At 51.5% G+C, this 24,366-nt stretch carries 23 protein-coding genes and 3 pseudogenes; 5 read left to right on the plus strand and 21 right to left on the minus strand.

The window, feature by feature from the left end; all coding sequences use genetic code 11:
- The first annotated feature begins 307 nt into the window (after positions 1-307).
- A complete protein-coding gene (locus EXW96_RS13915; protein ID WP_062407420.1) occupies positions 308-1,198 on the plus strand; it encodes an AraC family transcriptional regulator in 891 nt (296 codons plus the stop codon).
- On the opposite strand, the gene EXW96_RS13920 is transcribed toward EXW96_RS13915, so the two are convergent.
- The 3 genes from EXW96_RS13920 to EXW96_RS13930 all read right to left on the minus strand — a co-directional run bounded on the left by EXW96_RS13920 (position 1,125) and on the right by EXW96_RS13930 (position 4,399).
- Entirely contained in the window at positions 1,125-2,270 is a 1,146-nt protein-coding gene (locus EXW96_RS13920; RefSeq protein ID WP_174350776.1) for a glycoside hydrolase family 88/105 protein, read from the minus strand. The two genes, EXW96_RS13915 and EXW96_RS13920, sit on opposite strands and share 74 nt — an antisense overlap.
- 25 nt (positions 2,271-2,295) lie before the next feature.
- A complete protein-coding gene (locus EXW96_RS13925) occupies positions 2,296-3,603 on the minus strand; it encodes a Gfo/Idh/MocA family protein (RefSeq protein WP_137670463.1) in 1,308 nt (435 codons plus the stop codon).
- 286 nt (positions 3,604-3,889) lie between these two features.
- The gene (locus EXW96_RS13930; protein WP_217437364.1) at positions 3,890-4,399 is read right to left on the minus strand and encodes a nucleotide triphosphate diphosphatase NUDT15; all 510 of its coding nucleotides are present in this window, start codon (positions 4,397-4,399) and stop codon (positions 3,890-3,892) included.
- 167 nt (positions 4,400-4,566) lie between these two features.
- Here EXW96_RS13930 and EXW96_RS13935 point away from each other — a divergent pair, with 167 nt between their 5' ends.
- The gene (locus tag EXW96_RS13935) at positions 4,567-5,412 is read left to right on the plus strand and encodes an exodeoxyribonuclease III (protein ID WP_174350777.1); all 846 of its coding nucleotides are present in this window, start codon (positions 4,567-4,569) and stop codon (positions 5,410-5,412) included.
- 69 nt (positions 5,413-5,481) lie between these two features.
- On the opposite strand, the gene EXW96_RS13940 is transcribed toward EXW96_RS13935, so the two are convergent.
- From EXW96_RS13940 to EXW96_RS13965, 6 genes are all read right to left on the minus strand, one after another.
- A complete protein-coding gene (locus EXW96_RS13940) occupies positions 5,482-5,673 on the minus strand; it encodes a hypothetical protein (protein ID WP_174350778.1) in 192 nt (63 codons plus the stop codon).
- 42 nt (positions 5,674-5,715) lie between these two features.
- Positions 5,716-5,934, minus strand: coding sequence for a hypothetical protein (locus tag EXW96_RS13945; RefSeq protein ID WP_054818760.1), 219 nt, complete (start codon positions 5,932-5,934; stop codon positions 5,716-5,718).
- A 108-nt stretch (positions 5,935-6,042) separates the two neighbouring features.
- Positions 6,043-6,393 carry a hypothetical protein gene (locus EXW96_RS13950; RefSeq protein WP_174350779.1) on the minus strand — a complete coding sequence of 117 codons (351 nt, stop codon included), beginning with the start codon at positions 6,391-6,393 and terminating at the stop codon, positions 6,043-6,045.
- Positions 6,394-6,409: 16 nt separating this feature from the next.
- Positions 6,410-8,353 carry a primary-amine oxidase gene (locus tag EXW96_RS13955; RefSeq protein ID WP_174350780.1) on the minus strand — a complete coding sequence of 648 codons (1,944 nt, stop codon included), beginning with the start codon at positions 8,351-8,353 and terminating at the stop codon, positions 6,410-6,412.
- Between the two features lie 177 nt (positions 8,354-8,530).
- Positions 8,531-9,301: an IclR family transcriptional regulator gene (locus EXW96_RS13960; RefSeq protein WP_054818757.1), complete on the minus strand. Its 771-nt coding sequence runs from the start codon at positions 9,299-9,301 to the stop codon at positions 8,531-8,533.
- A 113-nt stretch (positions 9,302-9,414) separates the two neighbouring features.
- Positions 9,415-10,089, minus strand: a complete 675-nt coding sequence (locus tag EXW96_RS13965) for an IclR family transcriptional regulator (RefSeq protein WP_254611383.1) — start codon at positions 10,087-10,089, stop codon at positions 9,415-9,417.
- Between the two features lie 383 nt (positions 10,090-10,472).
- On the opposite strand from EXW96_RS13965, the pseudogene EXW96_RS13970 reads away from it, so the two are divergent.
- From EXW96_RS13970 to EXW96_RS13980, 3 genes and pseudogenes are all read left to right on the plus strand, one after another.
- Positions 10,473-11,773, plus strand: a pseudogene (locus EXW96_RS13970) (ammonium transporter).
- 59 nt (positions 11,774-11,832) lie between these two features.
- Positions 11,833-12,789 (plus strand): MFS transporter, encoded by a 957-nt coding sequence (locus EXW96_RS13975; RefSeq protein WP_174350782.1) that lies wholly within the window; start codon positions 11,833-11,835, stop codon positions 12,787-12,789.
- 419 nt (positions 12,790-13,208) lie between these two features.
- Positions 13,209-14,146: pseudogene (locus tag EXW96_RS13980) on the plus strand (CapA family protein).
- A gap of 57 nt (positions 14,147-14,203) precedes the next feature.
- On the opposite strand, the gene EXW96_RS13985 reads toward EXW96_RS13980, so the two are convergent.
- The 12 genes and pseudogenes from EXW96_RS13985 to EXW96_RS14040 all read right to left on the minus strand — a co-directional run.
- Positions 14,204-15,592 carry an MFS transporter gene (locus EXW96_RS13985; protein ID WP_174350783.1) on the minus strand — a complete coding sequence of 463 codons (1,389 nt, stop codon included), beginning with the start codon at positions 15,590-15,592 and terminating at the stop codon, positions 14,204-14,206.
- Between the two features lie 3 nt (positions 15,593-15,595).
- Complete coding sequence (locus EXW96_RS13990) at positions 15,596-15,748, minus strand: hypothetical protein (protein ID WP_174350784.1); 153 nt, start codon at positions 15,746-15,748, stop codon at positions 15,596-15,598.
- Positions 15,749-15,779: 31 nt separating this feature from the next.
- Positions 15,780-16,394: a nitroreductase family protein gene (locus EXW96_RS13995; RefSeq protein ID WP_074727032.1), complete on the minus strand. Its 615-nt coding sequence runs from the start codon at positions 16,392-16,394 to the stop codon at positions 15,780-15,782.
- A gap of 18 nt (positions 16,395-16,412) precedes the next feature.
- Positions 16,413-17,432 (minus strand): ABC transporter substrate-binding protein, encoded by a 1,020-nt coding sequence (locus EXW96_RS14000; RefSeq protein WP_174350785.1) that lies wholly within the window; start codon positions 17,430-17,432, stop codon positions 16,413-16,415.
- Between the two features lie 99 nt (positions 17,433-17,531).
- Positions 17,532-17,864: a 4Fe-4S binding protein gene (locus EXW96_RS14005; RefSeq protein WP_174350786.1), complete on the minus strand. Its 333-nt coding sequence runs from the start codon at positions 17,862-17,864 to the stop codon at positions 17,532-17,534.
- A complete protein-coding gene (locus EXW96_RS14010; RefSeq protein ID WP_174350787.1) occupies positions 17,861-19,465 on the minus strand; it encodes an FAD-binding protein in 1,605 nt (534 codons plus the stop codon). The genes EXW96_RS14005 and EXW96_RS14010 overlap by 4 nt, the downstream gene beginning before the upstream one ends.
- A 91-nt stretch (positions 19,466-19,556) precedes the next feature.
- Positions 19,557-20,402, minus strand: a complete 846-nt coding sequence (locus EXW96_RS14015) for an ABC transporter permease (RefSeq protein ID WP_174350788.1) — start codon at positions 20,400-20,402, stop codon at positions 19,557-19,559.
- A gap of 33 nt (positions 20,403-20,435) precedes the next feature.
- Positions 20,436-21,269: an ABC transporter permease gene (locus EXW96_RS14020; RefSeq protein ID WP_174350789.1), complete on the minus strand. Its 834-nt coding sequence runs from the start codon at positions 21,267-21,269 to the stop codon at positions 20,436-20,438.
- Positions 21,270-21,290: 21 nt separating this feature from the next.
- Positions 21,291-22,067, minus strand: a complete 777-nt coding sequence (locus EXW96_RS14025; RefSeq protein ID WP_174350790.1) for an ABC transporter ATP-binding protein — start codon at positions 22,065-22,067, stop codon at positions 21,291-21,293.
- Between the two features lie 18 nt (positions 22,068-22,085).
- Entirely contained in the window at positions 22,086-22,436 is a 351-nt protein-coding gene (locus EXW96_RS14030; RefSeq protein ID WP_174350791.1) for a 4Fe-4S binding protein, read from the minus strand.
- Positions 22,433-24,082, minus strand: a complete 1,650-nt coding sequence (locus EXW96_RS14035; protein ID WP_174350792.1) for an FAD-dependent oxidoreductase — start codon at positions 24,080-24,082, stop codon at positions 22,433-22,435. The genes EXW96_RS14030 and EXW96_RS14035 overlap by 4 nt, the downstream gene beginning before the upstream one ends.
- Before the next feature lie 90 nt (positions 24,083-24,172).
- A pseudogene (locus EXW96_RS14040) lies at positions 24,173-24,364 on the minus strand (LLM class flavin-dependent oxidoreductase); the annotation flags it as partial.
- Positions 24,365-24,366 lie beyond the last annotated feature (2 nt).

The following is a 24,366-nucleotide window of genomic DNA, read 5'->3' on the forward strand; positions in this document are numbered from 1 at the left end:
ACAGGATCGCTGCTCACGAATCAAGCGCTTCCGGAATAAATTCCGATTACCATTTCGTTAATATTCTCGTTAATATTCTCGTTAATTATTTCGTTAACATGTTAACAATTTGGACAAATATTAGACTTCCTCATTCTACCATGCAACCGTATTCATGGCAATAGATTTGTTCTGTGTTACAAATCGCAAATTAACGTTCTACAACGAATCGTTGAATCGGTTTCGTATGGACATGAATCCCCTTTCAGCTTTTGGTTGCATACGTTTACAGTGATTTGCTATTCTTGGGATAGGGAGTGGGACTGCGATGGATGAAGATTTTCAAATTCATTTTGCAAAAGGCGAAAATTTCGCTATGCGAAAATTTCACTATCATGATCATTATGAAATTTACTACTTGTTCGCGGGAGAACGTTATTATTACATTGAGAACCGGACTTACTATGTACAAAAGGGCTCGATGATTTTCATTAAGAAGAATGAAATCCATAAGACCATAGCGGGCGGCAAGCTGCATGAGAGGGCGGTCGTTTATTTTACCGACCGCTTTGTCGACCAGTATCACGGGCAGCATATGGATATGCTGCTGTCCTCTTTCATGAGCGCCAACAGAATCGTTGAACTAAACAACCTCGAGCAAAACTATATCGAAAATCTGATCTTCCAAATGAATAACGAATACTCCGATCGCGGCCGTCAAGGACGCTCCTTATACTGCGAAACGCTGCTCGTTCAATTGCTGTTGTTCGCTTCCCGCAAAATGAAAGAAACCGCGGAGGCGGCCCATATTCCAATGCATCCTAAAATTTCGGAGGTCATTGAATACTGCAACGCCAATTTTGTGAAATCGCTTACGATGGAAGGGGTAGCCGCCCGCTTTTTTATCAGTCCGTTTCATTTCAGCCGTTTATTCAAGCGGTATACCGGCTTTAATTTTACGCAATACATTCATACGCTGCGCATCCGCGAGGCCCAGAAGCTGCTCCGGGAAACACCGCATAAAGTGATTGAAATCGCCGGGCAGGTTGGATACGTCAATATCGCCCACTTCAATCGCAAATTTAAACAAATCGCCATGATGTCGCCGATGGAGTACAAAAAAATGATTAAATCCTCGGGTATATTTACGACCGATGCTGCAGCTGCGTCCGGGACTCCGTCTCCCGCAGCCTATGAATCTCCACACCGGCCAATATGAACGGGGCAAGCCCCATCATCGCATCCCGGACAACCTTTTCACCGATATAGTATGAATAGCTTCCGTCACGATAAGGAGTTCCGCCCAACCCCGCGCCATGGCAGATCTGATTCAAGTGAACGCCGGTTTCATCCGTCTCTACGAGCCGTTCAAGCATTCCCTTATAGCTTTTGACAGCGGCGGGCTTGAATTTAGGCGACAAATATCCTAAACGCACCCCTTTGGCGATCGCATAGGTGAACATCCCTGTACCGGAGGCCTCCAGGTAATTTCCTTCCTTTTGCCCCATATCCAGTACTTGATACCATAAACCGCTCTCCGCTTCCTGCACCCGCACCAAGGCACCGGCCATCCGTTCAAAAATGCCGACAATCGTGCCTCTCTTGGGATGATCCGCCGGAAAATGCTCCAGCGCATCCACGATCGCCATCGTATACCAGCCCATAGCCCGGCTCCAAAAATGCAAGGACTTTCCCGTGTCGGGATTACACCAGCGCTGTTCCCTGCTTTCATCCCAGGCATGAACCAGCAGCCCGGTTACGGGATCTCGCGTTTGTTTCTCCACCAGCAGGAGCTGCCGGGAAACTTCGTCAAACCATTCCGGCTGTCCGAACGTTTGGGCATACTGCGCAAGAAAGGGGGAAGACATATACAGTCCATCGAGCCACATTTGGAACGGATAAATCTTTTTGTGCCAAAATCCGCCCTCGCTTGTTCTCGGGTGTCCCCTCAGCTGGGCCGCAAGCAAATGCGCCGCCTTCTCATACCGCGTCTCCCCGGTTTGACGAAGCAGCGGGAAAAGCACCTTGCCTTGATTAATTTGATCGAGATTATACTCTTCCAGCACATACGTTCTGATGGCTCCGCCAGGCTCTACGAACAAATCCATATGTTTCTTCATGTAGTCAAAATATTTTGCCTCGCCGGTTTGTTCCCACACCCTTCCGATCGACAAAAGCATCATCCCCGGCACATAAGCCCATCGCTTGGCCAACTCCGGATGATAGCCTTGCAAATCGGAGGCGGACATGAACGTTTCCGCCGTTTGGACTGCCCATTGTAATCCATCCATCGGATTCACTCCCTTTACGAACCTTTTATCGGCTTGCCGATTCCTGGTATAACAACTCTTGAATACGCACCGGCGCACCGGATTTAACCGATTTCCAAATGGCCTCGCCGGCCAATACGGAATTCGCTCCCGCTCGGGCTCCCGTTAAGATTTCGTACGGTCTGCGGGGATCGGGGCCAAGAAACAAGTCCTCCAGAATGAGCGGGTCTCCTCCCCCGTGTCCTCCCTCGGTAAACACAACATGAATGGTTTCCTTCGAGCCGAATAAAGGGAAATAATCGATCGTCTGTACAGGTACGGGAAAAGGAATGCGGCCGGGCGCATGGAATTCCTGAGTCTCCAAACGGCCCCTTGTCCCGTTAATGGCCAACCGATAGCCTTCATAAGGTACGGAGAAATTGACCGAGTAGCTGAGCAGCGCACCTTTGTCAAATTTGACGGCTGCCGTATAGGTATCCTCGATATCGATCTCCGAATCGAAAATACAGGCGTCCGGACGGTAATTCGTGTAGCTGCCCGGACCCTTGCCGAACGCAGCCTCGCCGATATGGTCGTCTTTCGGAACCGCCTCCCTGCTTCTGCCGAACCATCTCATGTAATAAGCGCAATCCTGTTTCACATTACAGGTCCCGCAATATCTCCTATCCTCCTTCCTCGGATTCAGCTCTCCTTCAGGACCGTAATAATTCAATGCCCCGTAAGCAAAGGCTTCTACAGGAGTCTGATCGATCCACCAGCTCACCAAATCGAAGTGATGCGTGCTTTTGTGAATGGACAAGCCTCCCGAGTTGCTTCTTTTCCGGTTCCAGCGTTTGAAATAGCTGGCACCATGGTAGGTGTCGATGTACCAGTTCAAATCAACGGAAGTCACACGCCCGATTTTCCCTTCCAGAATAAGCTCTTTGATCCTGGCATGAATCGGCATATACCGGTAATTGAACGTTACGCTCACCCTGCCTTTGGACTTTGCTTCAGCCTCCAGAATTTTCCTGCATTCTTCGCCGGTCACAGCCATAGGCTTTTCCGTAATCACATCCAGATCATGCTCGAGCGCTTTGACAATGTAAGTTTCATGCGTATGGTCCGCTCCGGCAACGATGACCGCATCCGGCCCGGTCCCGCGAACCATGTCTTCGAATTGTTCCGGGCTGTACACGGGAACGCCTTTGAGCTGGGGATATTTCTCAAAGCATACTTCAAACCGCCTTGGATCCACATCAAGCAGTCCCGCAATTTCCGCATGCGTTGAGAATGTTTGAAGCATAGGACCGATAAACATATTCATCGCTCTGCCGCTTACTCCACAAATGACATACTTTTTCACCTGGCTCATCCCCCGTCAGTCTTTTTTCATTTCCATTGCATTGTAGAACAAATCGAAGATGAAATCTTGGACGGATTTTGTCATGATCCATAAAACTTTGCTATTTATGCTCTTTTTCACAAAACAAAAACCGTCCTCTCTCTAGTGAAAGGACGGCTAATCTTTGCTCACATGATTTCGTTTGCTTCGGCTTTCAAAGCTTTGTACTTTGGAGATGATGGCAGAAGGCTGTACAGAAAGCAGCCCTGAAAGGCTTGCGTTACTTACTTCTTTCCAATCGACCATAGCTTCCCGGTTACGAAAGAAGCTGTTCGTCCTTTAATTTTTTCAATACCACGCGGTCTGTTGGGAACGCCAAAACCGGCAGTTCCTCATAAGAGAAGAATCCCACTTCCTCTAGATCATCGCCCGCGGCAAGCTCGCCCTCTATCTCATTGGCCAAAAACCAGATGCCAACGGTTTGTTGTTCAGGATTGTGGAAGTTTGAAAGAACGGTATATACCGCTGTAATCTCTATCTTTAAACCCGTTTCTTCAATAAATTCCCGTCGGGCCGCCTCATACACATCCTCATCCCACTCGACGTAACCACACGGAATACACCATTGTCCCTCATAGCTTCCCTTTCTTTTGCCCAGCAATACCTTTTTATCCCTGATGATGATCGCCGCTACACCTACCACCGGATTTTGATAGAAGACAAAGCCGCATGAAATACAGTAGGGTCTGGAGATTTCCTTTTTTTCATTTAAACTTAGCCTTCCTCCACACTTAGGACAGAAATGATATCTCATTTCCTCAATCACTCCAAATCTATAAGCCGCTTTTGTTTATCTTAACAGAAAACGCTTGGAAAATGATAGAATAAATGAATTTTTTCCATGACGGGGAACCTGCACTGAAAAGGAGGCATGTATAAATATGATATACTACTGGAAAGAACCTTACGAGCACTGCAAGGAGATGGTTTTCAATGAAGCTGGTATCGTGGAATGTTAACGGCTTAAGGTCATGTGTGAATAAAGGATTTTACGATTACTTTAAAACAGCGGACGCAGACATTTTCTGCATTCAAGAAACAAAGCTGCAGGAAGGACAGATTCGTCTTGAATTGGATGCGGAATATGTTCAATATTGGAATTATGCAGAGAAGAAAGGGTACTCGGGAACCGCAGTATTTACAAGGATCGAACCGGTTTCCGTACGATACGGCATGGAGGAGGAGCAGGAGCCAGAGGGACGGATCATCACTCTGGAGTTCGACGCCTTCTATCTTGTTAATGTATACACCCCGAATGCGCGGCGTGATCTGTCAAGGCTGGAATTTAGACTGGCATGGGAAGATCGGTTCCGAAGCTTTCTTCAGCGGCTGGACGCCCATAAACCCGTTATTGTTTGCGGCGATCTCAATGTGGCGCACCAAGAGATCGACCTCAAAAATGCGAAATCCAACCGTAACAACTCCGGATTCACCCCGGAAGAACGATACCAAATGACCCAATTATTAGAAGCCGGTTTTATCGACACCTTCAGACATTTCTACCCCGACCGGACTGATGCCTATACCTGGTGGTCCCTTATGCCCAAGGTGAGAGAGCGGAACATCGGATGGCGAATCGATTATTTTCTTGCCTCGTCAAGACTTGCTCCCTTTTTGTTGGACGCACAGATCGATGCCCATGTTACAGGCAGCGATCATTGCCCTGTGATCCTGAAAATCGCAGATATAAGCTTGGACGACGGCGCCGGTCCGGTCGACCGGCATGCGGCGGCGGACTCTGCCGATGAGTTCAGGACGCCTCTTCGCATCTACTGTTGAAACATATCTGATATCATGCTTGGCAATGCAAACCCCCCGAGAACGGTGTCCCGGGGGGTCAGTATCAAGTTACTGCGCTCGGTCTTCTTCCACTATTTCCCAATGTATGCTGATCATCTTGTCTGCCCAGCTGCGGATATTGATTTCGATCGCTTGTTCGATCTCTTCATCTGTAAGTTCCCCGAGCTTGCTTTCCTCGATCACGAGCTCGTCTTCCTTTACCGCTTGGCCACCCAAAGACAATTGGACTTTAATTCGCATCCACAGCCCTCTTTTCGTCTTCCACGTCGGTCCAAGTCCATCTCACGCGCTGCAGCCTTCACATTCATAATACTGGTTTCCGGTCGTTTCCTTTATTTCAATCAGTTTGCCTACTACAACATCTTCCGCTGCAATAAACTCGAAATCGGCTATTTTAGCTTGAACGCCTTTCCTTGCCTCATCCTCCGAGTTAGCTACCCAACTGAATGTGCCTGTTTTTTGGGCTGAGGGAATCTCATATTCAAAATGATATCGTTTCATATATTCAATCTCCCTTCGATTCGTCTGTGATCGTAATGCTTGAATGTAAAGTATAACTATACCACAGACCGGTCTTTTTTTCACCTCATTTCATTTATCCTTTGGGGCTTATATGGACATAAAGCTGTAGATTCCAATCCCAAGCATAGCCACAGAAACAGTACAGCACAGGTAAGTATGCAGGCCGCCCTTTCGCTTTTTCCATGCCATGGCAAGCTGCCTGACGGCAAAGTACATGCCCGTTCCGTTGATGATGAGAAGTACCCAGGTTAACAGTTCCATCGATGCGGAAGCGTCATGCATCATCCCGTGATGGTGCCGCCCATGCATCTCCATCGCACCCATGAGCAGCGGTGCGGAGAACCAATGAATCAGATGCAGAAGCAGGACCAGGAGTACCGAAAGACCGGACACCGTGGTATATTTCATCTCCACACCCATTTGTCTTCGTTTCTGCATCAATTGCGTTCACCCCTTAACTCTGGCAGCCGTTCGCTGTAACCGCGCTGCTGCAGTAATTTTTCTTTGGAGACGGCGGGAGATTGATCGCCGGGCTCTGGTTGAAAAAGCTGACCGGCTTTAATGAGAAGCCGATATAGGCTGCCGGCATAACCGGCCAATCCTCGGGCCGGGGCACATGCGTATGCCCCATCGTGTACCATACGACGATATCTTTATTGCTGATCTCCCGGTTCTGACTCGTCCAAAATTCAAGGCCGTCTCCGCCGGCGTGCTGGTTCGGATAATTTCCGGACGCATAGATTTCATCCTCATGATAAGGCGTCACCCACAAGTGCTGTTTGATGAAACCTGCGCGCTTCATCAGGCTGGAGTTTTCCGAGGCGAACGGGAAGCAGTTTTCTCCAGTTACCATCTTATAGCCTACGGACTGCCCGTACTCGTTTTTCACATTGTCGTTCACGATTTTCCAGTATCTCGCCGTCTCCAGGCAAATATTTCTTCTGGCCTCAAGTTCCGTCGCAAGCAGCGTAGACTTCGCATAGAAGGCGTTCTCTCTCGGGTTATGCTCTCCCGGTTCCTCGGCCACCACATTGACTTCATATACGGAGTTCTCATTTCCGTCAATCTGCATATCCATCCTTACGTTGAAGAAGTGCTGATGGTTCGGAGCATACAAATCAGGGCCTATCATCGTACCGTATTTCGGCGTATCGCCCGGATGCAGGCCGGCTGTAGATAGAATGCCGGTCAGTTTCACTTCGAACTGAATGTTGCCATCCTGATAGAAGTACCAGAAGAAACCATACTCATAGTTGGCAACCGTTGATATCGAGGATATCACAAGTCGGCGGGAGCGTCTTACTTCCACGTCATTGGTCCGCCAATCCGTATGCTTCCAAAGAATGCCGTAGTCTTCCTCATGCATACAAATCGCATTCTTAATAACGACCAATTCGCCCTTGCTGTTCGTCATCGGAGCATCAAAGTACTTGATATAGCCCACGCAGTCGCAGCCAAGCTCCAGAGAATTCGCCAACTGCCCGATTCCGTATTCCCCGCTGTCGAACGCGTTCTTGCGATTCTGAATCGCTCCCGGATCGCCATATGGAACCACCATCTCCGACAATGCGGCACGGTACAGGATCGGACGCTTACGCCCCCCATCCTCGTATGTCACTGTGTGAAGCGTCAGCCCTTCTCGCGGGTTAAAGCCGATGCGGAAATTCCAATTTTGCCATTCGACTTCATGGCCATTTACTGTAAAACTCGGTCCTTCAGGCTGGATAATCTCTATCGGCTTGATCCCTGTACGAAGCGGCCCCACCCGATCAGGCGTGTAATTCGCTTCTTGAGCCGGGATCTTCGTATATTCGTATTCTTCTACCCGGAGAATTTCCATCTTATTGAGATCTACGATCGGAATCAAAGGAAGCGGCCGGGCATATCCGTTATCCTTCTCATCACTGCGCAGGAAGCAGAGCGGACGCGCCAGGCGTACCAAGGAATCCTCCTCCGCCCCGAAATGTCCCGCCGACCACAAATCCACCATAACCAGACTCGGGTCATCAATCCCAAGACGCTTCAGCGCCTCTTGGAATAACGGGCTTCTTTGCACCACCTTCTCGCACTCCAGGTGTTCATCCAGCATGATCATCGGATGTACGCCCGGGATAAGTTTCCAGGAGGTTACTTGCTGCTTCGTCAAGGATACTACCGCCTCGTAGCAGGCATTGTCCAAATTGTTAAGAATAATGATCAATGCTTCCCTCTCTATCGGATTGCTTCCGTCATAAGCCTGCACCAGTTCTTTTTTCGGTTCCTTCAATTGAACCGACACGAATCGGTGGTATGCTCCAAGTCCTTTTTGTCCTTTCAGGATGGTGACGGCGATCCCGATCTCCTCCTTGCTCAACGGCTCCAACGGATGATTCTCAACTTGTACGGTATTTTCGGCCATTCCGATCTTCCTCTCTGTAAGGTTATTGTACTGCATCTTTGCCGGTTGGTTTTGTATTCACCAAACCGTGTTACGTTATATCACAATCATATGACGCAATTTTATTTTCTTAAAGCGATGATTACCGAATAATGAGATGCTAAGAAAGAACTTTTGGTTCTTTTGGGAAACAAACCTTTATTTAAATCGATAAAGATTACGGAAACCGAGCTCCCTGGAGATGTAATAAGCATATTTTTTGGTATAAGAACTGTACTTCTCGATATGTTGAGGTGTAAAGCGGGTTGACGGTCCGGCGCAATTCAGCGAGCCGATCACCGTATTCTCACGGGAGAAAATCGGAGCTCCAATGCCTGTTGTTCCGTCCGTAACTTCTCCAACTGACACCGCAAAGCCTTTTTCACGAATCTTCTCAAGTTCGTATTCTACGGATTCTTGAGTCAACCGTCTCAAAGACGGAACGGAAGACCAGTCCACATTTTTCAACATGTTATCCCTTGTTTTTTGCGATAGGTAAGCGAGCATGGCGCGGTTTGAGGCACCGATATATAGGGGCAGCCTTAATCCGATCGGTTCGGAAATGTTGAGGATCTGTGAAGAATCAATCCTATCGATGTAAACACCTTCCATATTTTCTCTCATGGTCAGATATACCGTTTCTTTCGTTTGCCTTGAAAGCTCCTCCATATAGGATCTGGCGACTGACCGGAGCATTAAACTATCCCACATCAGAAAGCTGTACTTCATGATGGTAAAGCCCAATTTATATTTTCTCGTCTTGCTGTTCTGCGAGACAAAGCCGTGCTGCGACAAACAGCCTAAAATCCGATGAACGCTTTGAACCGGCATTTCCAGTTCTCTGCTGATTTCGGTCACACTTACCTCCTTTTCATTTCCCTGCGGCACAAGAATGTTTAAGATACTGATCGCTTTGGATATCACAGACATGAATCCCACCATCCTTGTAATATGAATTTATATTAACAATTTTGCCGGATAATCTGTTTATAATTGACAATCGCCCGAATGGGTGAAAAGGTGTCCAGTATCTGCATTCCGTATTATTGACTCCGTTTCATTCGGTTTCTGTATCCCAACTCCTTCGAGATCATATTTGTATACTTCTTGGCTTGCTGGCTGAAGATTTCTATTTTTTCGGGGGTAAAACGAATAGAGGGGCCGGCGACGTTAAGGGAGCCGATAACAGTGTTGTCAAACGAAAAAATAGGGGCACCGATGCCGGTAGTGCCATCTGTCGCCTCCCCTGACGTCACCGCATATCCTCTGGAGCGAATGATTTCAATATCTTTTTGTATGTATTCCTTTGTGAGTGGAATTAAGGACGGAATGGAATCCCAATTTACGTTTGTCAGGATGGCCTCCTGCACTTTTTGCGGCAGATAGGCAAGTATGGCACGATTGGAAGCCCCTATATAAAGCGGAAGTCTTAATCCGATCGGTTCGGAAATTTTGAGAATCTGCGGGGAGTCTATGGCATCAATATAAACCCCTTCCCGGTTTTCCCTGGTTGCCAGATAAACGGTTTCCTTCGTTTTTTGCGAAAGCTCCGCCATGATCGGACGAGCCAAGGATCTCAACATAAGACTGTCCCACATCAGAAAGCCATATTTCATGACCGATAATCCCAGTTTGTACTTTTTCGACTTTTTATCTTGCGATACAAATCCGTGTTCGGATAAGGAGTGAAGAATAGCCTTTGAAATAACTCCAGACATCGATTGCACCTCCAAGTCGAACATTTGTTATATTATATGACGTGATCATACCATATAAACTACAGCTTTGAAATACAGTTTCCCACCATTCGGGAAAGAGGTTAAAAAGCTTGAAGTGTCGCTTGAATCGCTGTCATTCGTTATATATTCCCGCTTCTTCTCTTCCTTGCGGCATTTATTTTTTTTCGTTTTATCACCATGCGGGATAATTGTCTATGAACTCCTCTTCATCTTATGTGAATATAGCGTTAAATTATTTAACATTAGGAGGCTCGTCCATGCTATTGAAATCGCGATTCGTTTTGTTCTGTTTCAGCCTGGTGTCCATGCTGTGTCTCGTATTCCCTCTCGGCGCCTTCGCCGCAGACACCGCTGCGCCACAAATTGACACCGGCGACACCGCCTGGCTTTTGGTCTCGACGGCTATCGTTTTGTTTATGTTCGTCCCCGGTCTCGCCTTGTTCTATGGAGGAATGGTCAGCCGGAAGAACATTCTTTCCATCCTTATGCTTAATATGAGCAGCCTGGTCGTGGTCAGCATCGTTTGGGTCCTTTGGGGTCACACCCTTACCTTCGGAACGGATCTTTTTGGGATCATTGGCGGTATGGATTACTTGGGCTTTGCCGGCATAGGCCAGGAGCCGCTCGGAACACTCACGATTCCCCATGTACTTTTCGCTGTTTTCCAGGCCTTGTTTGCAGCCATTACTGTTGCTCTGATTGCGGGCGCTGTCGCCGAAAGAATCCGTTTCTCCGTCTGGATCTTGTTTTCCGCCGCCTGGGCAACCTTCGTGTACGCGCCTATGGCCCACTGGGTTTGGGGTGGAGGCTGGCTGTCCAAATTGGGCGGCCTCGATTTTGCGGGAGGCACCGTAGTTCACATCCTCGCCGGCGTCGGAGCCCTCACGGCCGTCATCGTCCTCGGTCCGAGAAAAGGATTTCCAGGGCGAACCCTCCCCCGCATAATCTTGTCTTCTTTTTTATTGGAGCCATGTCCCTCTGGTTCGGGTGGATGGGCTTCAACGGAGGAAGCGTATTGGCAGCCGGGGGGCTGACAGGCTTGGTATTTGCCACAACCCACGCAGCCGCCTGCTCGGGAGCGATCGCTTGGGCTGCCATAGAATGGCTCATTCACAAAAAACCGACCCTGGTCGGAACCGTTACAGGCATCATAGCCGGACTGATCGCCATTACACCAGCCGCAGGCTACGTATCCGTCCTGTCTTCAATTCTTATTGGAGGAAGCGCCAGCTTCGTCTGTTATTGGGGAGTCAACATCCTAAAAACGAAATTCAAATATGACGATACCCTCGATGTGTTCGGCCTGCATGGGATCGGGGGAATCTGGGGAGCTTTGCTCGCCGGTATTTTCGCAGACATCCGTATCAACCCTGCCGGAAACAACGGATTGCTGCACGGCAATCCCAATCAATTGCTTGCACAGGTATTGGAGGTCGCCATCGCCGTAGGCTGGGCCGCGGCCGGCACCTTCGTCGTCCTGAAGATCATTGCTCTTTTCACACCGCTTCGGGTTAGCTTCGAGGAAGAAAGCTTGGGGCTCGATCTGAGCTTCCACGGAGAGCAGGCCTACAACGAACAGGAATCCGGCACAAGCGAAATGCGCCCTCCCTCTTTCCCCGCGCTCGGAATAGAGACAAACAAGGTCACCCAATCGGCCCCATAACGGTATTTTTCACAAAATAATCAATCGCCTTAGTTAGCATAAAATGAGAGATCGCTGCTGTGCTCTCCGCCTTATACTGCACAACGGAAATTCCTTTCGCCTCAGCTTGCTGGGGCTCCGATGCTGCCCCCGGAATCACGGACCACGATACCGACGCGGTCCGCAGCCGATGGGGGTTGGCTTATGCTGTGGCAGGGAGTCTTGCGCTGCTGACATTCTTCACGAATGTGTACAACTGGGGCTTCACCTCCGGAGCTTCCGTATTGTTTCTGAGTATTGGCTTATCGGCGATACTTTTGTTTGTTATTCTTGAACTGAGAACGAAGGAGCCTCTGCTGCAGCTGCGGCTGTTCCGCAACCGGATCTTCACGGCAAGCATCACCGTTTCCGCCGTGCTCATCGTGGGCTTGTACTCGGGAATTTATTTTATTCCGTTATATCTTCAGGAAATTCATCAGATGAGTCCTTCCCATGTGGGTCTGCTGCTTCTGCTGCCGGCGCTGACTCTCGGTGTCGCAACCATTGCGGCCGGACGCTGGTATGATCGGGTCGGACCGCTTCGACTGGTGCTCGCAGGCGGTTTCCTGGTGGTGTTCGCCTCGTGGATGTTTAGTTTTCTGCAGCTCGATACCAGCTACACGTACGTTGCGGTTTGGATGGCCGTCCGTTACATAGGCATCGGCCTTTCGCTGACCCCTGCGATGAACGCCGGAATGCAAGCCGTGCCGCCGGAGCTGTACGGCCATGCTTCGGCATTGATCAATTGGTTAAGACAAATTTTCGGGGCGTTGGCGCTGGGACTGTTCACCTCCATCTTCTATGCCCGGATGAATACCCATACGCATGTTTTGCAGCATACGGCTGCCGACGAAAGCAGCAGATGGATACATCTGACCGCCTATACGATGAGCATTGATGATGCATTTTTGTTCGCGGCCGCATTTTCGTTTATTGGGCTGCCGCTTGCGTTCATGCTTCGCACGCAGCGGTTCGGCACAGCCAAGAAAAACGCCTGACCCATACGGACACACGATGCGAATCAATAAAAAAAGCAGGGGTGTTTATGCATCCCTGCCCTCATGCTTTGTCATTATATGATCTCCCATGGCATACGTTGTATAGAGCGTAATGATTCTCCTTGGGAGAGGAGTACCCGGACGGAAGAGCCATCTATTTAAAGATGGAGGAGATTGGTATGAGTCTTTCAGAGCTTATCCAATTGCTCTTGCTCATTGTGATGATCATTGATCTGAACAGGCCGGGAAAATCATAATGTTCCGGAAAATGGAGGCACTCATTAAGAGATGCACTCCTTTTTCTGTTTTGGGACCTCGCCCATTTTGCAAGCACTAACCCGTTCTCTTGAATAAAGTGTACTCATGAAGGAGTGAGTGCGTTGATTCAAATCACCATTGCCGCAGTAGGAGATCTGTTAATGAAAAGCAGAATCATTGCCTCGGCCAAACAAGCTGGCGGCTATGCGTTCGATCCTATCTTTAAACACGTTAAACCTTATTTAACAAAGCCCGACATTACGATTGGGAATCTGGAAACGACGTTTTCAGGGAATAGGCGCCCGGGAGCTGGCGGAAAACAGCCGAAGGGCCGTGCCCCACAAGAGCGAAGGAATCCGAGAACGGGCTTTCCCCTATTCAACTGTCCTGACGAACTGGCATCGACCCTTAAAAACATCGGCTTTCAAGTGTTGACCACCGCAAACAATCATTGTATGGACGGGGGAACAGCTGGTTTAAAAAGAACATTAAACGTCCTCGACAAACATGGTTTAAAGCATACCGGAACTTTCCGTTCCCCCGCAGAATCCAGACGGCATCTGATTTTACGGGTGAAGGGCGTAAAAATTGGAATTTTGAACTATGCCAAAGGGACAAACTCCATCACCGTACCGAAACCGTGGCTTTCAACCGAATCGCCTTAAAGAAGATCATTACGGATATCCGCAAATTGAAAAATAAAACCGACTTTCTTATTGTATACCTTCATTTCGGGCAGGAGTACCGGCCTTCCCCCAATAAAAATCAAAAACAATTGATGCATGCCTTATTTAAACAAGGTGCGAATGCGGTTTTAGGGGCGCATCCCCATGTGCAGCATCCTATAGTGATTTACAAAGTAAAAGATATCGACGGTCGTGTCAGAAAGCGGGTCGCCGCATCGTCATTAGGCAATTTCATCTCAACCCGATTGAAAAACAATGCGAATACAACCCGGGGAGTGATCCTGACCATGACTTTAACGAAAAATAACAGAGGAGTAACGGATCTCTCCAGAGTCGATCGTTTGCCCACGGTGGTCCAACGCAAAAAAGAAAAAGGGAAAACGGTCTATCGGGTTGTACCGATCGTCAAATAGTAGAACCGGCGCATAGGACGCTAACGGTAAAGTGTGAAAATCAGCCTTAAAGCCGCCTCACGACTGCTTCTCCATCGCGCCCTTCACCTCCGAATGCCTGCTGTGCCCGTCCTGATGCCTCTCCCTTTTCTCCGTTTTTACGGACAAAAGCAGCATGATCACGGCAAGTGCCGAACACACCCAGGCCATTGCATGCAACGAATCCGTAGCCATCCGGATGCCGAGGAAGGCCGCCAGTATGCTCGATGACAAGATCGTACCGATAAACCGGGAAGTCATGAACAGCCCGGAAGCAATCCCCGTATTCGCACGGTCTATATATAAATAAAGCGCCGTCTGCAGGCCGAGATTATGGAAGCTGCCGCTCATGCCGAAAAGCGACAGTACGAAAAAAATCCACCCCGAATCGGCTTCATCACCCACCGTCTGCATGAATAAGGTCGCCGCAATGACCAAAATAGCGCCAAAGATCAAGGGAGAGCGGGAACCGCTTCGATCAATCCATCGCGCCGCCAGCGGATTGACGAGAATGCCGAAGGCAGCCAGCCCGAGCATGATCGTGCCGACTTGCTGACTGTCGAAATGCCTGACCTGCTGTAAATAGGAAGGAAAGCCAAACATGATCGCATAGTAAATCGCATTGACCAAAATAAAGTGAATATATATCTGGCATACAGCCGGATGACTCCGCAAAAATTTGACATCGATGAACGGCTGCTGATGCCGTGCTTCAAACCGGTAAAAAAAGACCGATCCAAGCGTCCACAACACCAGCCAATGCCAGCCAATGCGCTCCGGCAAAGACAGTAAAAACAACAGCAAGACGAGAATCAGCGAAGAAAAAAGGGCGATTCCCCAGCCATCCAGTCGCAGCGCCTCCCTTTTGTTGGGAGGATCGCCCGGCATATATCGAAGAGCCAGCAGGAACGATACAACGATCACCGGAAAATTGACAAAAAAGATCAAATTCCAGTCCCCATAATGAAGCAAATACCCGCTAAGGGTGGGGCCAATTGCGGCCGATGTCGTTGCAAAGATGGACAGCACGCTGAGCGCCCTGGCCTGATTGCCGGTAATTTCGTTACGGATCAAGCCCATGCCGGCCGGATGAAGAGAGGCGCTTCCCCAAGCTTGAATGATCCGAAAGCCGAGCAGCCAGCCATAACTGGGGGAGAAAAGCGCCAGCAAAGAAGCTGCCGTCACCATGAACAATCCAAGCATAAATATACGTTTGCGCCCGTACATATCGCTTAATTTCCCCATCACCGGCTGACCGACTGCGCTTGCTATATAATAGGTAGAGATTAACCAGGACAGCTCGGAAAAGGTTAAATCGAAATCAGCCTGAATCCGGCTGAGCGCGACGGAAATCATCGTTGTATTCAATGGGTTAAGAAGTGTGCCAAGGGCAACGGCGGAAATTAACAGTAGCTGCCGGCGTGTCATCGTCTAAAAGCTGGCGCGAATCTTTATCGGACGCTTGGACAAATGACCTGACTTTTCGGGCTGAAACAGACCAACGAGCGGCAGATGCTCTTGATCCGACAAAGGCAGCAGCCGCAGCTTATCTGTTTGCAACGCTTCGATCGGCGATGGTTTCATAAATGATGTTCCTTTCCGGTTTAATAGCGCATTAACTCCAGGTGTCGCCCACGATGCTCTCGCTTAAAGGCCGGCGTCCATTAGGCAGCTCCCGGTCGCGGAAGCTTTCGTGAAGCGTCTCTTTTCCTCCCGGATATCCCAGCGCAATGACCGCATGCAGCTCGAAGGTGTCGGGAACCTGCAGTTCCCTGCGGGCCGCCTCCTTGTCGAAGCCGCCCATAGCGCGGGTCGATAAACCGAGCAGGGACGCTTGCAGCGAGAGAGCTGCCCAAGCCGCCCCTGTATCGAACGAATGAATCGGTTGCGGATCCCCGTTTTCTTTCACCCTGGTGGAAGCAATGACAATAAGCACAGGAGCCTGGTCGGCCCAAAGCCGGTTATTCGGAAAAAGAAACGATCGAATTTGCTCCAGCTTCTCCTCCGTATTAGCCACAATAAATCTCCATGGCTGCAAATTGCTGGACGACGGTGCCCACCGGGCCGCTTCCAGCACCGTATACAGGGTTTCATCGGAAACCGGTTTACTCAAATAGGAGCGGGCCGACCAACGGTTTAAAAATAACGGGTGAACGGGATAATCCGCCGTTCGGTTTGCCTTCACTTCCTCCAACAGCTCGTTGTTCTTCCAATCCGCTTTTATGCTCATCGTCATCCATCCCCTTATTCATTTAATGATCCAGTCGTTTAAATCAAAGTCCCGGGCCGCCAATTGCTCCTCGACCAAAAACTGCTTCGTCCCTTCCATCAGCTTTAAGCCTTCTTCCGTAAAGGCCTCGGCTTGAATTTGGCTGATCGGATGTACCTGCTTTACCAATTCAACGGTGCTGTTGTACACTTGAGCGACAAATTCATAGTATTTTTCTTCATTCGCCAGCAAGTCCTCATACGCTTTCTGACGGGCTTCATTCCAGACTTTAGGGAATTCGGGGAACTTTTGCAGATACTTCTCCGCCACAACCGTAGCACTTGTTCCAAGAAGCTCGGGATTTTTCACCGCATCGTCAAGCAGCGGGTAGCCTTGTTCGATCTGTTTTAATGCATACACCCCAGTATTGGTCATCGCATCAATCTCACCCCGGGCTAATGCCGCTTCACCGTCCGGACGGAGCAAATGAACGATATTGACATCGGTAATGTTATGCTTTTTCAACAAACCGGCCAAAAAACGGTGATGGAATGACCCTTTTTGCGTAGCCACTGTCTTGCCTTTCAAATCCTCCAGCTTGGCAGGACCGCCCTTTTTGGCAATCAAGTAACCAATGCTGCCGACGGTTCCTTGAGAGATCAGCCTTGTCGGAGCATCTGTCGAACGGGCGATAATCGCGGGCGTATCGCCCAAGCTGCCGAAATCCAAGCGGCCGCTAATTAACGATTCCGTCTGGTCAGGCCCATTCGGAAAGCCGGTAAAGGTCACTTCGGTAATGCCATGCTTCTTCAACTCTTCCTGAATAATGCCCGTATAGAAGCCCCAGCCTTCGGCGCCGCCCGGCAAATTGAGCTTGTTGCTGCCGATATAGCCATAATTTAATGTGGCCGGAATCCCGGATGCCCCCGGCTCGCCCGAGGCGCTGTCGTCACTGACCGTACCGCAAGCTTGCAGCCAGATCAAGGAAGCGACGATCATGAACAATAGACCGGAATGCCGCATTTTGCGGCCTGTTTTGATTTTCCTGGCGCGTATCATTGAAGCTCCCCCTTTTTATATCCTATCCTTATAGATGGTGTAATCGCCCGACCCACTAAACGAATCATGGCCCTCTCCGCCATCCTTCTTCAATGTGCGTTAAGGTATCGCCCTTTTCGCCAATTGATACATATACTCGTGCGCTGACACCGGTTTGCGGCCCGGCCCCCAGCCCACCTTCTCGCGATAGTTTCCCAGTATACCGTCCTGCTCCAATGCCTCCTCGCTCGCGTTGACCGGCTTATCAAACTCGGGATCGACATAGATGGCATCGGCCGGGCAGTACAGTTCGCACATAAAGCAAGTTTGGCAATCGTCCTGTCGGGCAATGACCGGGATGCCGCCCTCCACGCGGTCAAATACGTTGGTCGGGCACACCGATACGCACTGATTGCATTCAATGCACCGGGATTCGCTGATTATTTCAATCAATGCAATACAGCCTCCTTATTCACCGGCGACGTTCTTACCCACACCTGATCCAGTCCTCCGCTGACGAGCCGGTAGCGCTGATTGCTGTCCAGCTCCGGGAAATCCTCGCGCTTATGCATCCCCCGCGTTTCGGTGCGGACCCTGGCCGACTCGTACATCCACCGGGCAGTAGCCGTCATAGCCGCAGCTTCGCGGGCTTTGACTGCATCGATGTTCAAAGCAAGGCTATCCTTGTTGATTTCTTTCCACAATTGATCAAGACGTCCAAGGGAATCGCCCAGCCCCGCATCCGTACGGAACAAATTGCGGTCGTACGGAGTCACCTCCTCCTGCACGGCGCGAATATGCCCGGCCGTCTCCGATGGTTTCGCCGCATGGCCGTGTGCCGATAACGGCGAAGAGGACAACCCCTTCAAATTGCGGCGATGCGCATGCGTACCCGTGCGCCGTACATAGTCTGCCGCTCCCTTGCCGGCGAATGTGCCTGATGACATGGCCCATGCCGCATTGTGGCTGCCTCCGCCGGTAAACCCTCCGCAAATGAGCTGGCGCGTTGCCGCGTCACCCGCTGCATACAAGCCCGGCGCTTTCGTGGCGCAATATTCATCGACGATTTCGATGCCTCCTGTTCCCCGTACGGTTCCTTCCAGCCGCAGTGTGACGGGAAACCGTTCAGTGAACGGGTCGATGCCCCTCCGGTCAAACGGCAGGAAGAAGTTCGTCTGTCCCACGCGCAGCAGCGGCTTAACATCCTCCGGCGCCTGATCGAGACGCGCGTACACTTGACGATTTTGCAGCAAATTGCGGGCAATCACCGAGCGACCGCGTGTCGAACCGGCCCCCTCCACTACCGTACCGTCCTCATAATAAAAGGTGGCATACCGGTAATACGCTGTCTTGGTCACCGATGAGAAGGTCGGGGCAATCGCATATGCATTGGAGAATTCCATGCCGGACAGTTCGGCCCCCGCCTCGGCAGCCATCAAGTAACCGTCGCCGGTCAGTACGTTGCAGCCCAGCGCCTTGCTCAGGAAAGCACAGCCTCCTGTCGCTATGATGACGGCTCCTGCCCTGACGCTCCACGATTCCCCGGTTTGCGTTCTTACTCCGACCGCGCCGCCGACGCCGTGCTCATCGGCCAGCAGCTCCAGCGCCGGGCTATGATCCAGAATGCGCACGCCGGCCTTCTTGACGAGCTTGCGCATCAGCTTCATGTATTCCGGCCCCTGCAAGCCTCTGCGGTAAGGGTTGCCTTCATCGTCGGTCGGAAACGGATAGCCCCATTCGGAAAGCTTGTTCATATTTTCGTAGGTTTGATCCAGCACCCGGTCCATCCAATCGGATTCCGCCAGTTGCCCGCCCAAGCCATAACGGCTCTGTTTCGCCTCTTCCCTCAGCTTGGCGTCAGGACTGACATACCATACACCTGTTCCGGACGGTGCCGTCGCCCCGCTCGTGCCGCAGTACCCTTTATCCGCCAGGATCACCTTTGAGCCGGATACCGCTGCGGTCAGTGCCGCCCACGTTCCGGAGGGACCTCCGCCGATCACCAGCACATCCGTCTCCAATTGCAAATCCGTGCTTTTCCATGCTTCGCTCAATGTGTTGCCCTCCCCGAAAATAGAATTGAAAAATGATTGCCATGAAGCATCCGTCTACGTTGTTTGCCGTCTTGTCCGGCCTTCAAGCCGGTCAGCCCTGAAAGCTGTCGCGCCACTGCAGCAGCGACCGTTCCAATAACCGCACAAATGAATCCACGAGCTTGCCGACGATCGCAAAAATGATGATGCCGACAAAAATGAGCTCTGTACTCGACGTTTGCTTGCCAAAGTTGATCAGGAATCCGACACCCGACTGCGATCCGATCAGCTCGGCCACGACGAGACTGAGCCAGGAAATGGCCAAAGACAGCCGAAGACCCAGCAAAATATGCGGCAGCGATGCCGGCAGGATCAGCCGGACAATTTGTTTGAACCGGCTAAATTCCAATACATGCGCTACGTCAAACATTTTATTATCCACACTGCGGATGCCGAGAAGGGTGTTTACATAGAGCGGAAACAGCGCCCCCTTGGCAATAATCAATATTTTCGATGTCTCCCCGAAGCCGAACCACAAAATAACCAGCGGAGCAATCGCCAGATGAGGAATCATTCGGAACATTTGCATCGATGGATCCAGCACGTTCTCCGCATTCCTCGACAGCCCGGTTATGATGCCAAGCAGCAAGCCGATGCTTCCTCCAATCGCAAAGCCCGTCGCCGCCCTCCCCAGACTGATGGCCAAATGCTCGGTTAATTCCCCCGTAACAGCCAATGTTCTAAATGCCTCGGCAATCATAAGCGGCGTCGGCAAAAAAAACGTCGAGATCAGACCTAAATCCCCGAGCAGTTGCCAAGCCACCACGATCGTTACGGGCAGAATCGCTCCGATGATCATCCGGTTCCATCGTTCTTTCCATTTGGCGTGGATCAGCCCTCTGTCGGTCTTGCCGACGCCGCTGATCGGCTTGGAAAGCGCCTCCGCCTGATGACTCATACCAGCAACCTCCTGACTAAAAAATGCAATACGTTATTTGCCTTGAAAACTGTCGCGCCACTGCAGCAATCGCCTCTCCAAAAAACGTACCAGTGCATCCGCCAAATAACCGACCAGAGCAAAAATAATGATACACACAAAAACGACCGACGTTCGTGAAAATTGTCGTGCATCCGACATCAAGTAGCCGATGCCGGACGTAGAGCCCATCAGTTCCGCCACCACCAGACCAAGCCAGGCGACACCGAGCGAAAGACGAACGCCAAGCAGCAGATTCGGCATCGCTGCCGGAATGACGAGACGGATGATTTGCTTCAATTTGCTGAATGAGAGCACCTTCGCCACTTCAAACAGCTTATTGTCCACATTGCGGATACCTAGAAAAGCATTAATGTAAATCGGAAAAAACGCGCCCTTGGCGATAATGAGTATTTTGGATGTTTCTCCGAGACCGAACCAGAGGACGAATAACGGAGCGACAGCCAGATGAGGAATCATCCGAATCATCTGTACAGTCGGGTCCAAGGTTTTTTCCACGCTGCGCATCAGACCTACCGCGATACCGAACAGCAGCCCGAGGCTGCCGCCCAAGGCGAAGCCGGCCGCGGCCCGGATCATGCTGATGCGCAGATGCTCCCACAGCGCGCCGGAAGCGATCAGTGCAATGAATGAATCCGCAATCGTCAGCGGGGTTGGAAACAGCAGCCGGGAAATGAGTCCAATCTGTCCGAGCAGCTGCCAAATCACAAGCACCAGCACGGGGAGCAGCGCGCCGACCAGCAGCCTGCTTCTGCCGCTATGTCCAAGCCGTATTTTATTGCGCCACCAGCCTGTTTTTGACGGTAATACTTCGGTCGTGCGACTCATAGCCTGACTCCTTTACCTGTTTTAAATGCCGGAGCTGTCGATCAGTTCAAGCTCCTCGATCTGTTCAAACTCATTCATTACTTTGAAACGGATTTCCTGAAACGAGATGCTCGATTTCTTACGCGGAAACGGCAGATCCACCGTAACGACGCTGCGGATCGAACCCGGCCTCGGCTTTAAAATAACGATCCGATTCGCAAGAAAAACCGCTTCGTCGATATCGTGCGTAACAAAAATCATCGTCGTCCTGTTCTTTTGCCAGATGTCGAGCAGCACCTCTTGCATGTGAGCCCGGGTGAACGCGTCGAGCGCCCCGAAGGGCTCATCGAGCAGCAATACTTTCGGCTTGCGCAGCAGCGCTCTGGCAATAGCAACCCGTTGGGCCATCCCTCCGGACAGCTCCCGCGGATACGACTTTTCAAAGCCTGTCAGCCGGACCAGTTCAATGAGTTCATCTACCTTGCGGCGCACTTCCGGATTTTTTAACGACAGGTCAGCGGCGATATTTTTTTCGACCGTCAGCCAAGGGAACAAGCGGGGCTCCTGGAATATAAAGCCTTTATCAATACCCGGCCTGCTAATCGGCTCTCCATCCAGCGCGACCTCTCCGTCGTATTGAAGATCAAGGCCGGCGATAATTTTGAGCAGCGTGCTCTTGCCGCAGCCGCTCGGCCCGATGACGGTGATCAATTCGCCCTCTTTAATGTTCAGGTCGATTTGATGAAGCGCATGGACGGGGCCTTTATTCGTCTGAAATGTTTTATTCAGCTTCGAAATGCTCAGCAGCGGGATGCTCATCTTCTGTTTTCTCCTCTCTTACGGTTTGTCATTAAAATTTGCCGGAAGTATTCGGTCGATAAACGGCGTTTGGTCCATGGCGGCCAGCTTCGTTCGTCCGGGCCCCCAGCCGATCGTCTTTCTCCAGCTTCCCAATATGCCGGAAGCGATCAGTTCCTGCTCCTCCACCGTCACCTTCTCATCGGCATAAGGGGCAACGTACAGCGCATCGGCCGGGCAATACGCTTCACAAATATAGCACGTCTGGCAGTCCTCCTGCCGGGCAATAACGGGGGTATCGTCCGGGCCCAGGTCAAACACATGGGTCGGGCAGACTTTGACGCATATACCGCACTGCACGCAGCGGTCGGCACTGACCCATTCAATCATCGGATCTGCACCTCCCTTGCCGCTCCGAACAGACCGCTGTCCGCAGCCGGCTGGGCATATGACCCGGGCACCTGGTCAAACCGGGTCTGAATTTCATCCAGCCCCGACACAATCAACCGGCGCTGCTGATGGGGATCAGCGAAGGGATACTCCGCAAGCGTGTGCATTCCTCTGGTTTCCGTACGGGTCAGCGCTGCGGTATACATCCAGCGGGCGGTGGCGATCATCGCCGACGCTTCTCTCGCCCGCACCTTCGCCTGTATCGATTGCGGAGCTTGCGCATACGTCTGCCGCCACAGCCTATGGAGCCTTTGCAGCGATTCTCGCAATACGGGAACGCTGCGGAAATAATTGATTTCGAGCGGAAACACTTCGCGCTGCACCGCCTCCACCAAATTGGACGTATCCGCTTCCGGACGGATCGGATCGCTGTCGGGCTCAATCCCTGATCGTCCCGCCGGTTTCAGATGGCGCGCAGCCGCTGACTTGCCTTGCGTGAGCGCATGCCTCGCTGCGCCTTCCCCTGCCCAACTGCCCGAGCAGATCGCCCACGATGCGTTGAACGCTCCGCCGCCGGATTGTCCCCCGGTCACCCGCTCCCTTGTGGCCGCATCGCCTGCCGCATACAAGCCGTTCACCGTTGTCGAGCAATCGTCGCCGACGATCCGGATCCCGCCCGTTCCGCGTACCGTACCTTCAAAGCGAAGCGTGAGCGGGAACCGCTGCGTGAACGGATCGATGCCGGCGCGAAGGAGCGGAAGAAAGAAAATGGCGTGCGAGCTTCGCAACATGTTCCGTTTCTCTTCAGTATCTGCCTGGTCGAGCACGGCATATACCGGACCCTTGCTCAGCATCTTCGGCAAAAAATCATGAGGACGCCGGGTTCCCGGAGTGTGCAGTATCGTTCCGTCCTCCGCGCTGAAGGTAGCCCAGTTTAACAGCCGTCCGCGCGTATTGGTGGCAAAGGCGGCGCTTGGCGCATACTGCCTGCTGAACTCCATGCCGGAAAGCTCGGCGCCGAGCTCGGCGGCCATCAGCAGTCCGTCGCCGGTCAAGACGTTGCAGCCAAGCCCTTTGCTCAAAAAGGCGCAACCGCCGGTCGCGATGACCACGGCGTTTGCCCGCACCTCCCATGTACGGCCATCCAGCCTGGAGATGCCTCTGGCGCCACCGACGCCATGCTCATCGACCAGCAGCTGCAGCGCCGGCGATTGATCGAGAATGCGAACACCCGCCCGGCTGACCGCACGGCGCATCAGCCGCATATATTCGGGACCTTGCAGATGATCCCGCATCGGGGTGCCGTGCTCATCGCGGGGAAACGGATATCCCCAGGACTCGACCAGTTCCAGCCTTTGATACACCAGGTCCAGTACACGATGAATCCAGTCCGGTTCGGATAAGAAGCCGCCCCCCTTCATCCTCTGCTGCACAGCCTGCTCCCTAAGCTCGCGGTCCGGCGGCAGGTATAATAAATTCGTCCCGCCCGGTGCCGTCGCGCCGCTTGTGCCCAAATAGCCTTTATCCGCCAGGATAACGCTCGCCCCTTGAGCAGCCGCGCTCCATGCCGCCCATGCACCGGCCGGCCCCCCGCCGATAACCAAAACGTCCGCGATCTGTTTGCCGTCTTCTACACTTTTGTTCATCAGCCCGCCTCCTCACGGCTTCAATGTAACCTCATCCGGCTTCCCGGCCGCTGCTGCGGCCGACGATGGCTGCCGCTCTTCATAAGCCTCCTACCGGTTAACCGCTTTGACGTATTGTCCTCGCCCTGACGGCCTGGCCAAACCGAAATGCTCCCGTAAGGTCGTTCCCTCGTATTCCGTACGGAATAACCCTCTGCGCTGCAGCTCGGGCACAACCTTATCCACGAAATCTTCCAATGCGCCGGGAAAATATGGGGGCATCACATTAAAACCGTCCGATGCGT

The sequence above is a fragment of the Paenibacillus sp. JMULE4 genome (assembly GCF_013337105.1).
Classification (GTDB): Bacteria; Bacillota; Bacilli; order Paenibacillales; family NBRC-103111; genus Paenibacillus_G; species Paenibacillus_G naphthalenovorans.

Excerpts from the sequence above, each read along its gene's own strand:
- EXW96_RS14015 (WP_174350788.1), bottom strand. The coding sequence starts at position 20,402 with ATGAGTCATCAGGCGGAGGCGCTTTCCAAGCCGATCAGCGGCGTCGGC.
- EXW96_RS13965 (WP_254611383.1), bottom strand. The coding sequence starts at position 10,089 with ATGTCTGGAGTTATTTCAAAGGCTATTCTTCACTCCTTATCCGAACAC.
- EXW96_RS13925 (WP_137670463.1), bottom strand. The coding sequence starts at position 3,603 with ATGAGCCAGGTGAAAAAGTATGTCATTTGTGGAGTAAGCGGCAGAGCG.
- EXW96_RS14035 (WP_174350792.1), bottom strand. The coding sequence starts at position 24,082 with ATGAACAAAAGTGTAGAAGACGGCAAACAGATCGCGGACGTTTTGGTT.
- EXW96_RS13915 (WP_062407420.1), top strand. The coding sequence starts at position 308 with ATGGATGAAGATTTTCAAATTCATTTTGCAAAAGGCGAAAATTTCGCT.
- EXW96_RS13955 (WP_174350780.1), bottom strand. The coding sequence starts at position 8,353 with ATGGCCGAAAATACCGTACAAGTTGAGAATCATCCGTTGGAGCCGTTG.
- EXW96_RS13935 (WP_174350777.1), top strand. The coding sequence starts at position 4,567 with ATGAAGCTGGTATCGTGGAATGTTAACGGCTTAAGGTCATGTGTGAAT.
- EXW96_RS14025 (WP_174350790.1), bottom strand. The coding sequence starts at position 22,067 with ATGAGCATCCCGCTGCTGAGCATTTCGAAGCTGAATAAAACATTTCAG.
- EXW96_RS14030 (WP_174350791.1), bottom strand. The coding sequence starts at position 22,436 with ATGATTGAATGGGTCAGTGCCGACCGCTGCGTGCAGTGCGGTATATGC.
- EXW96_RS14000 (WP_174350785.1), bottom strand. The coding sequence starts at position 17,432 with ATGATACGCGCCAGGAAAATCAAAACAGGCCGCAAAATGCGGCATTCC.
- EXW96_RS13985 (WP_174350783.1), bottom strand. The coding sequence starts at position 15,592 with ATGACACGCCGGCAGCTACTGTTAATTTCCGCCGTTGCCCTTGGCACA.
- EXW96_RS13950 (WP_174350779.1), bottom strand. The coding sequence starts at position 6,393 with ATGCAGAAACGAAGACAAATGGGTGTGGAGATGAAATATACCACGGTG.
- EXW96_RS13960 (WP_054818757.1), bottom strand. The coding sequence starts at position 9,301 with ATGTCTGTGATATCCAAAGCGATCAGTATCTTAAACATTCTTGTGCCG.
- EXW96_RS13990 (WP_174350784.1), bottom strand. The coding sequence starts at position 15,748 with ATGAAACCATCGCCGATCGAAGCGTTGCAAACAGATAAGCTGCGGCTG.
- EXW96_RS13940 (WP_174350778.1), bottom strand. The coding sequence starts at position 5,673 with ATGCGAATTAAAGTCCAATTGTCTTTGGGTGGCCAAGCGGTAAAGGAA.
- EXW96_RS13920 (WP_174350776.1), bottom strand. The coding sequence starts at position 2,270 with ATGGATGGATTACAATGGGCAGTCCAAACGGCGGAAACGTTCATGTCC.
- EXW96_RS14020 (WP_174350789.1), bottom strand. The coding sequence starts at position 21,269 with ATGAGTCGCACGACCGAAGTATTACCGTCAAAAACAGGCTGGTGGCGC.
- EXW96_RS13945 (WP_054818760.1), bottom strand. The coding sequence starts at position 5,934 with ATGAAACGATATCATTTTGAATATGAGATTCCCTCAGCCCAAAAAACA.
- EXW96_RS13995 (WP_074727032.1), bottom strand. The coding sequence starts at position 16,394 with ATGAGCATAAAAGCGGATTGGAAGAACAACGAGCTGTTGGAGGAAGTG.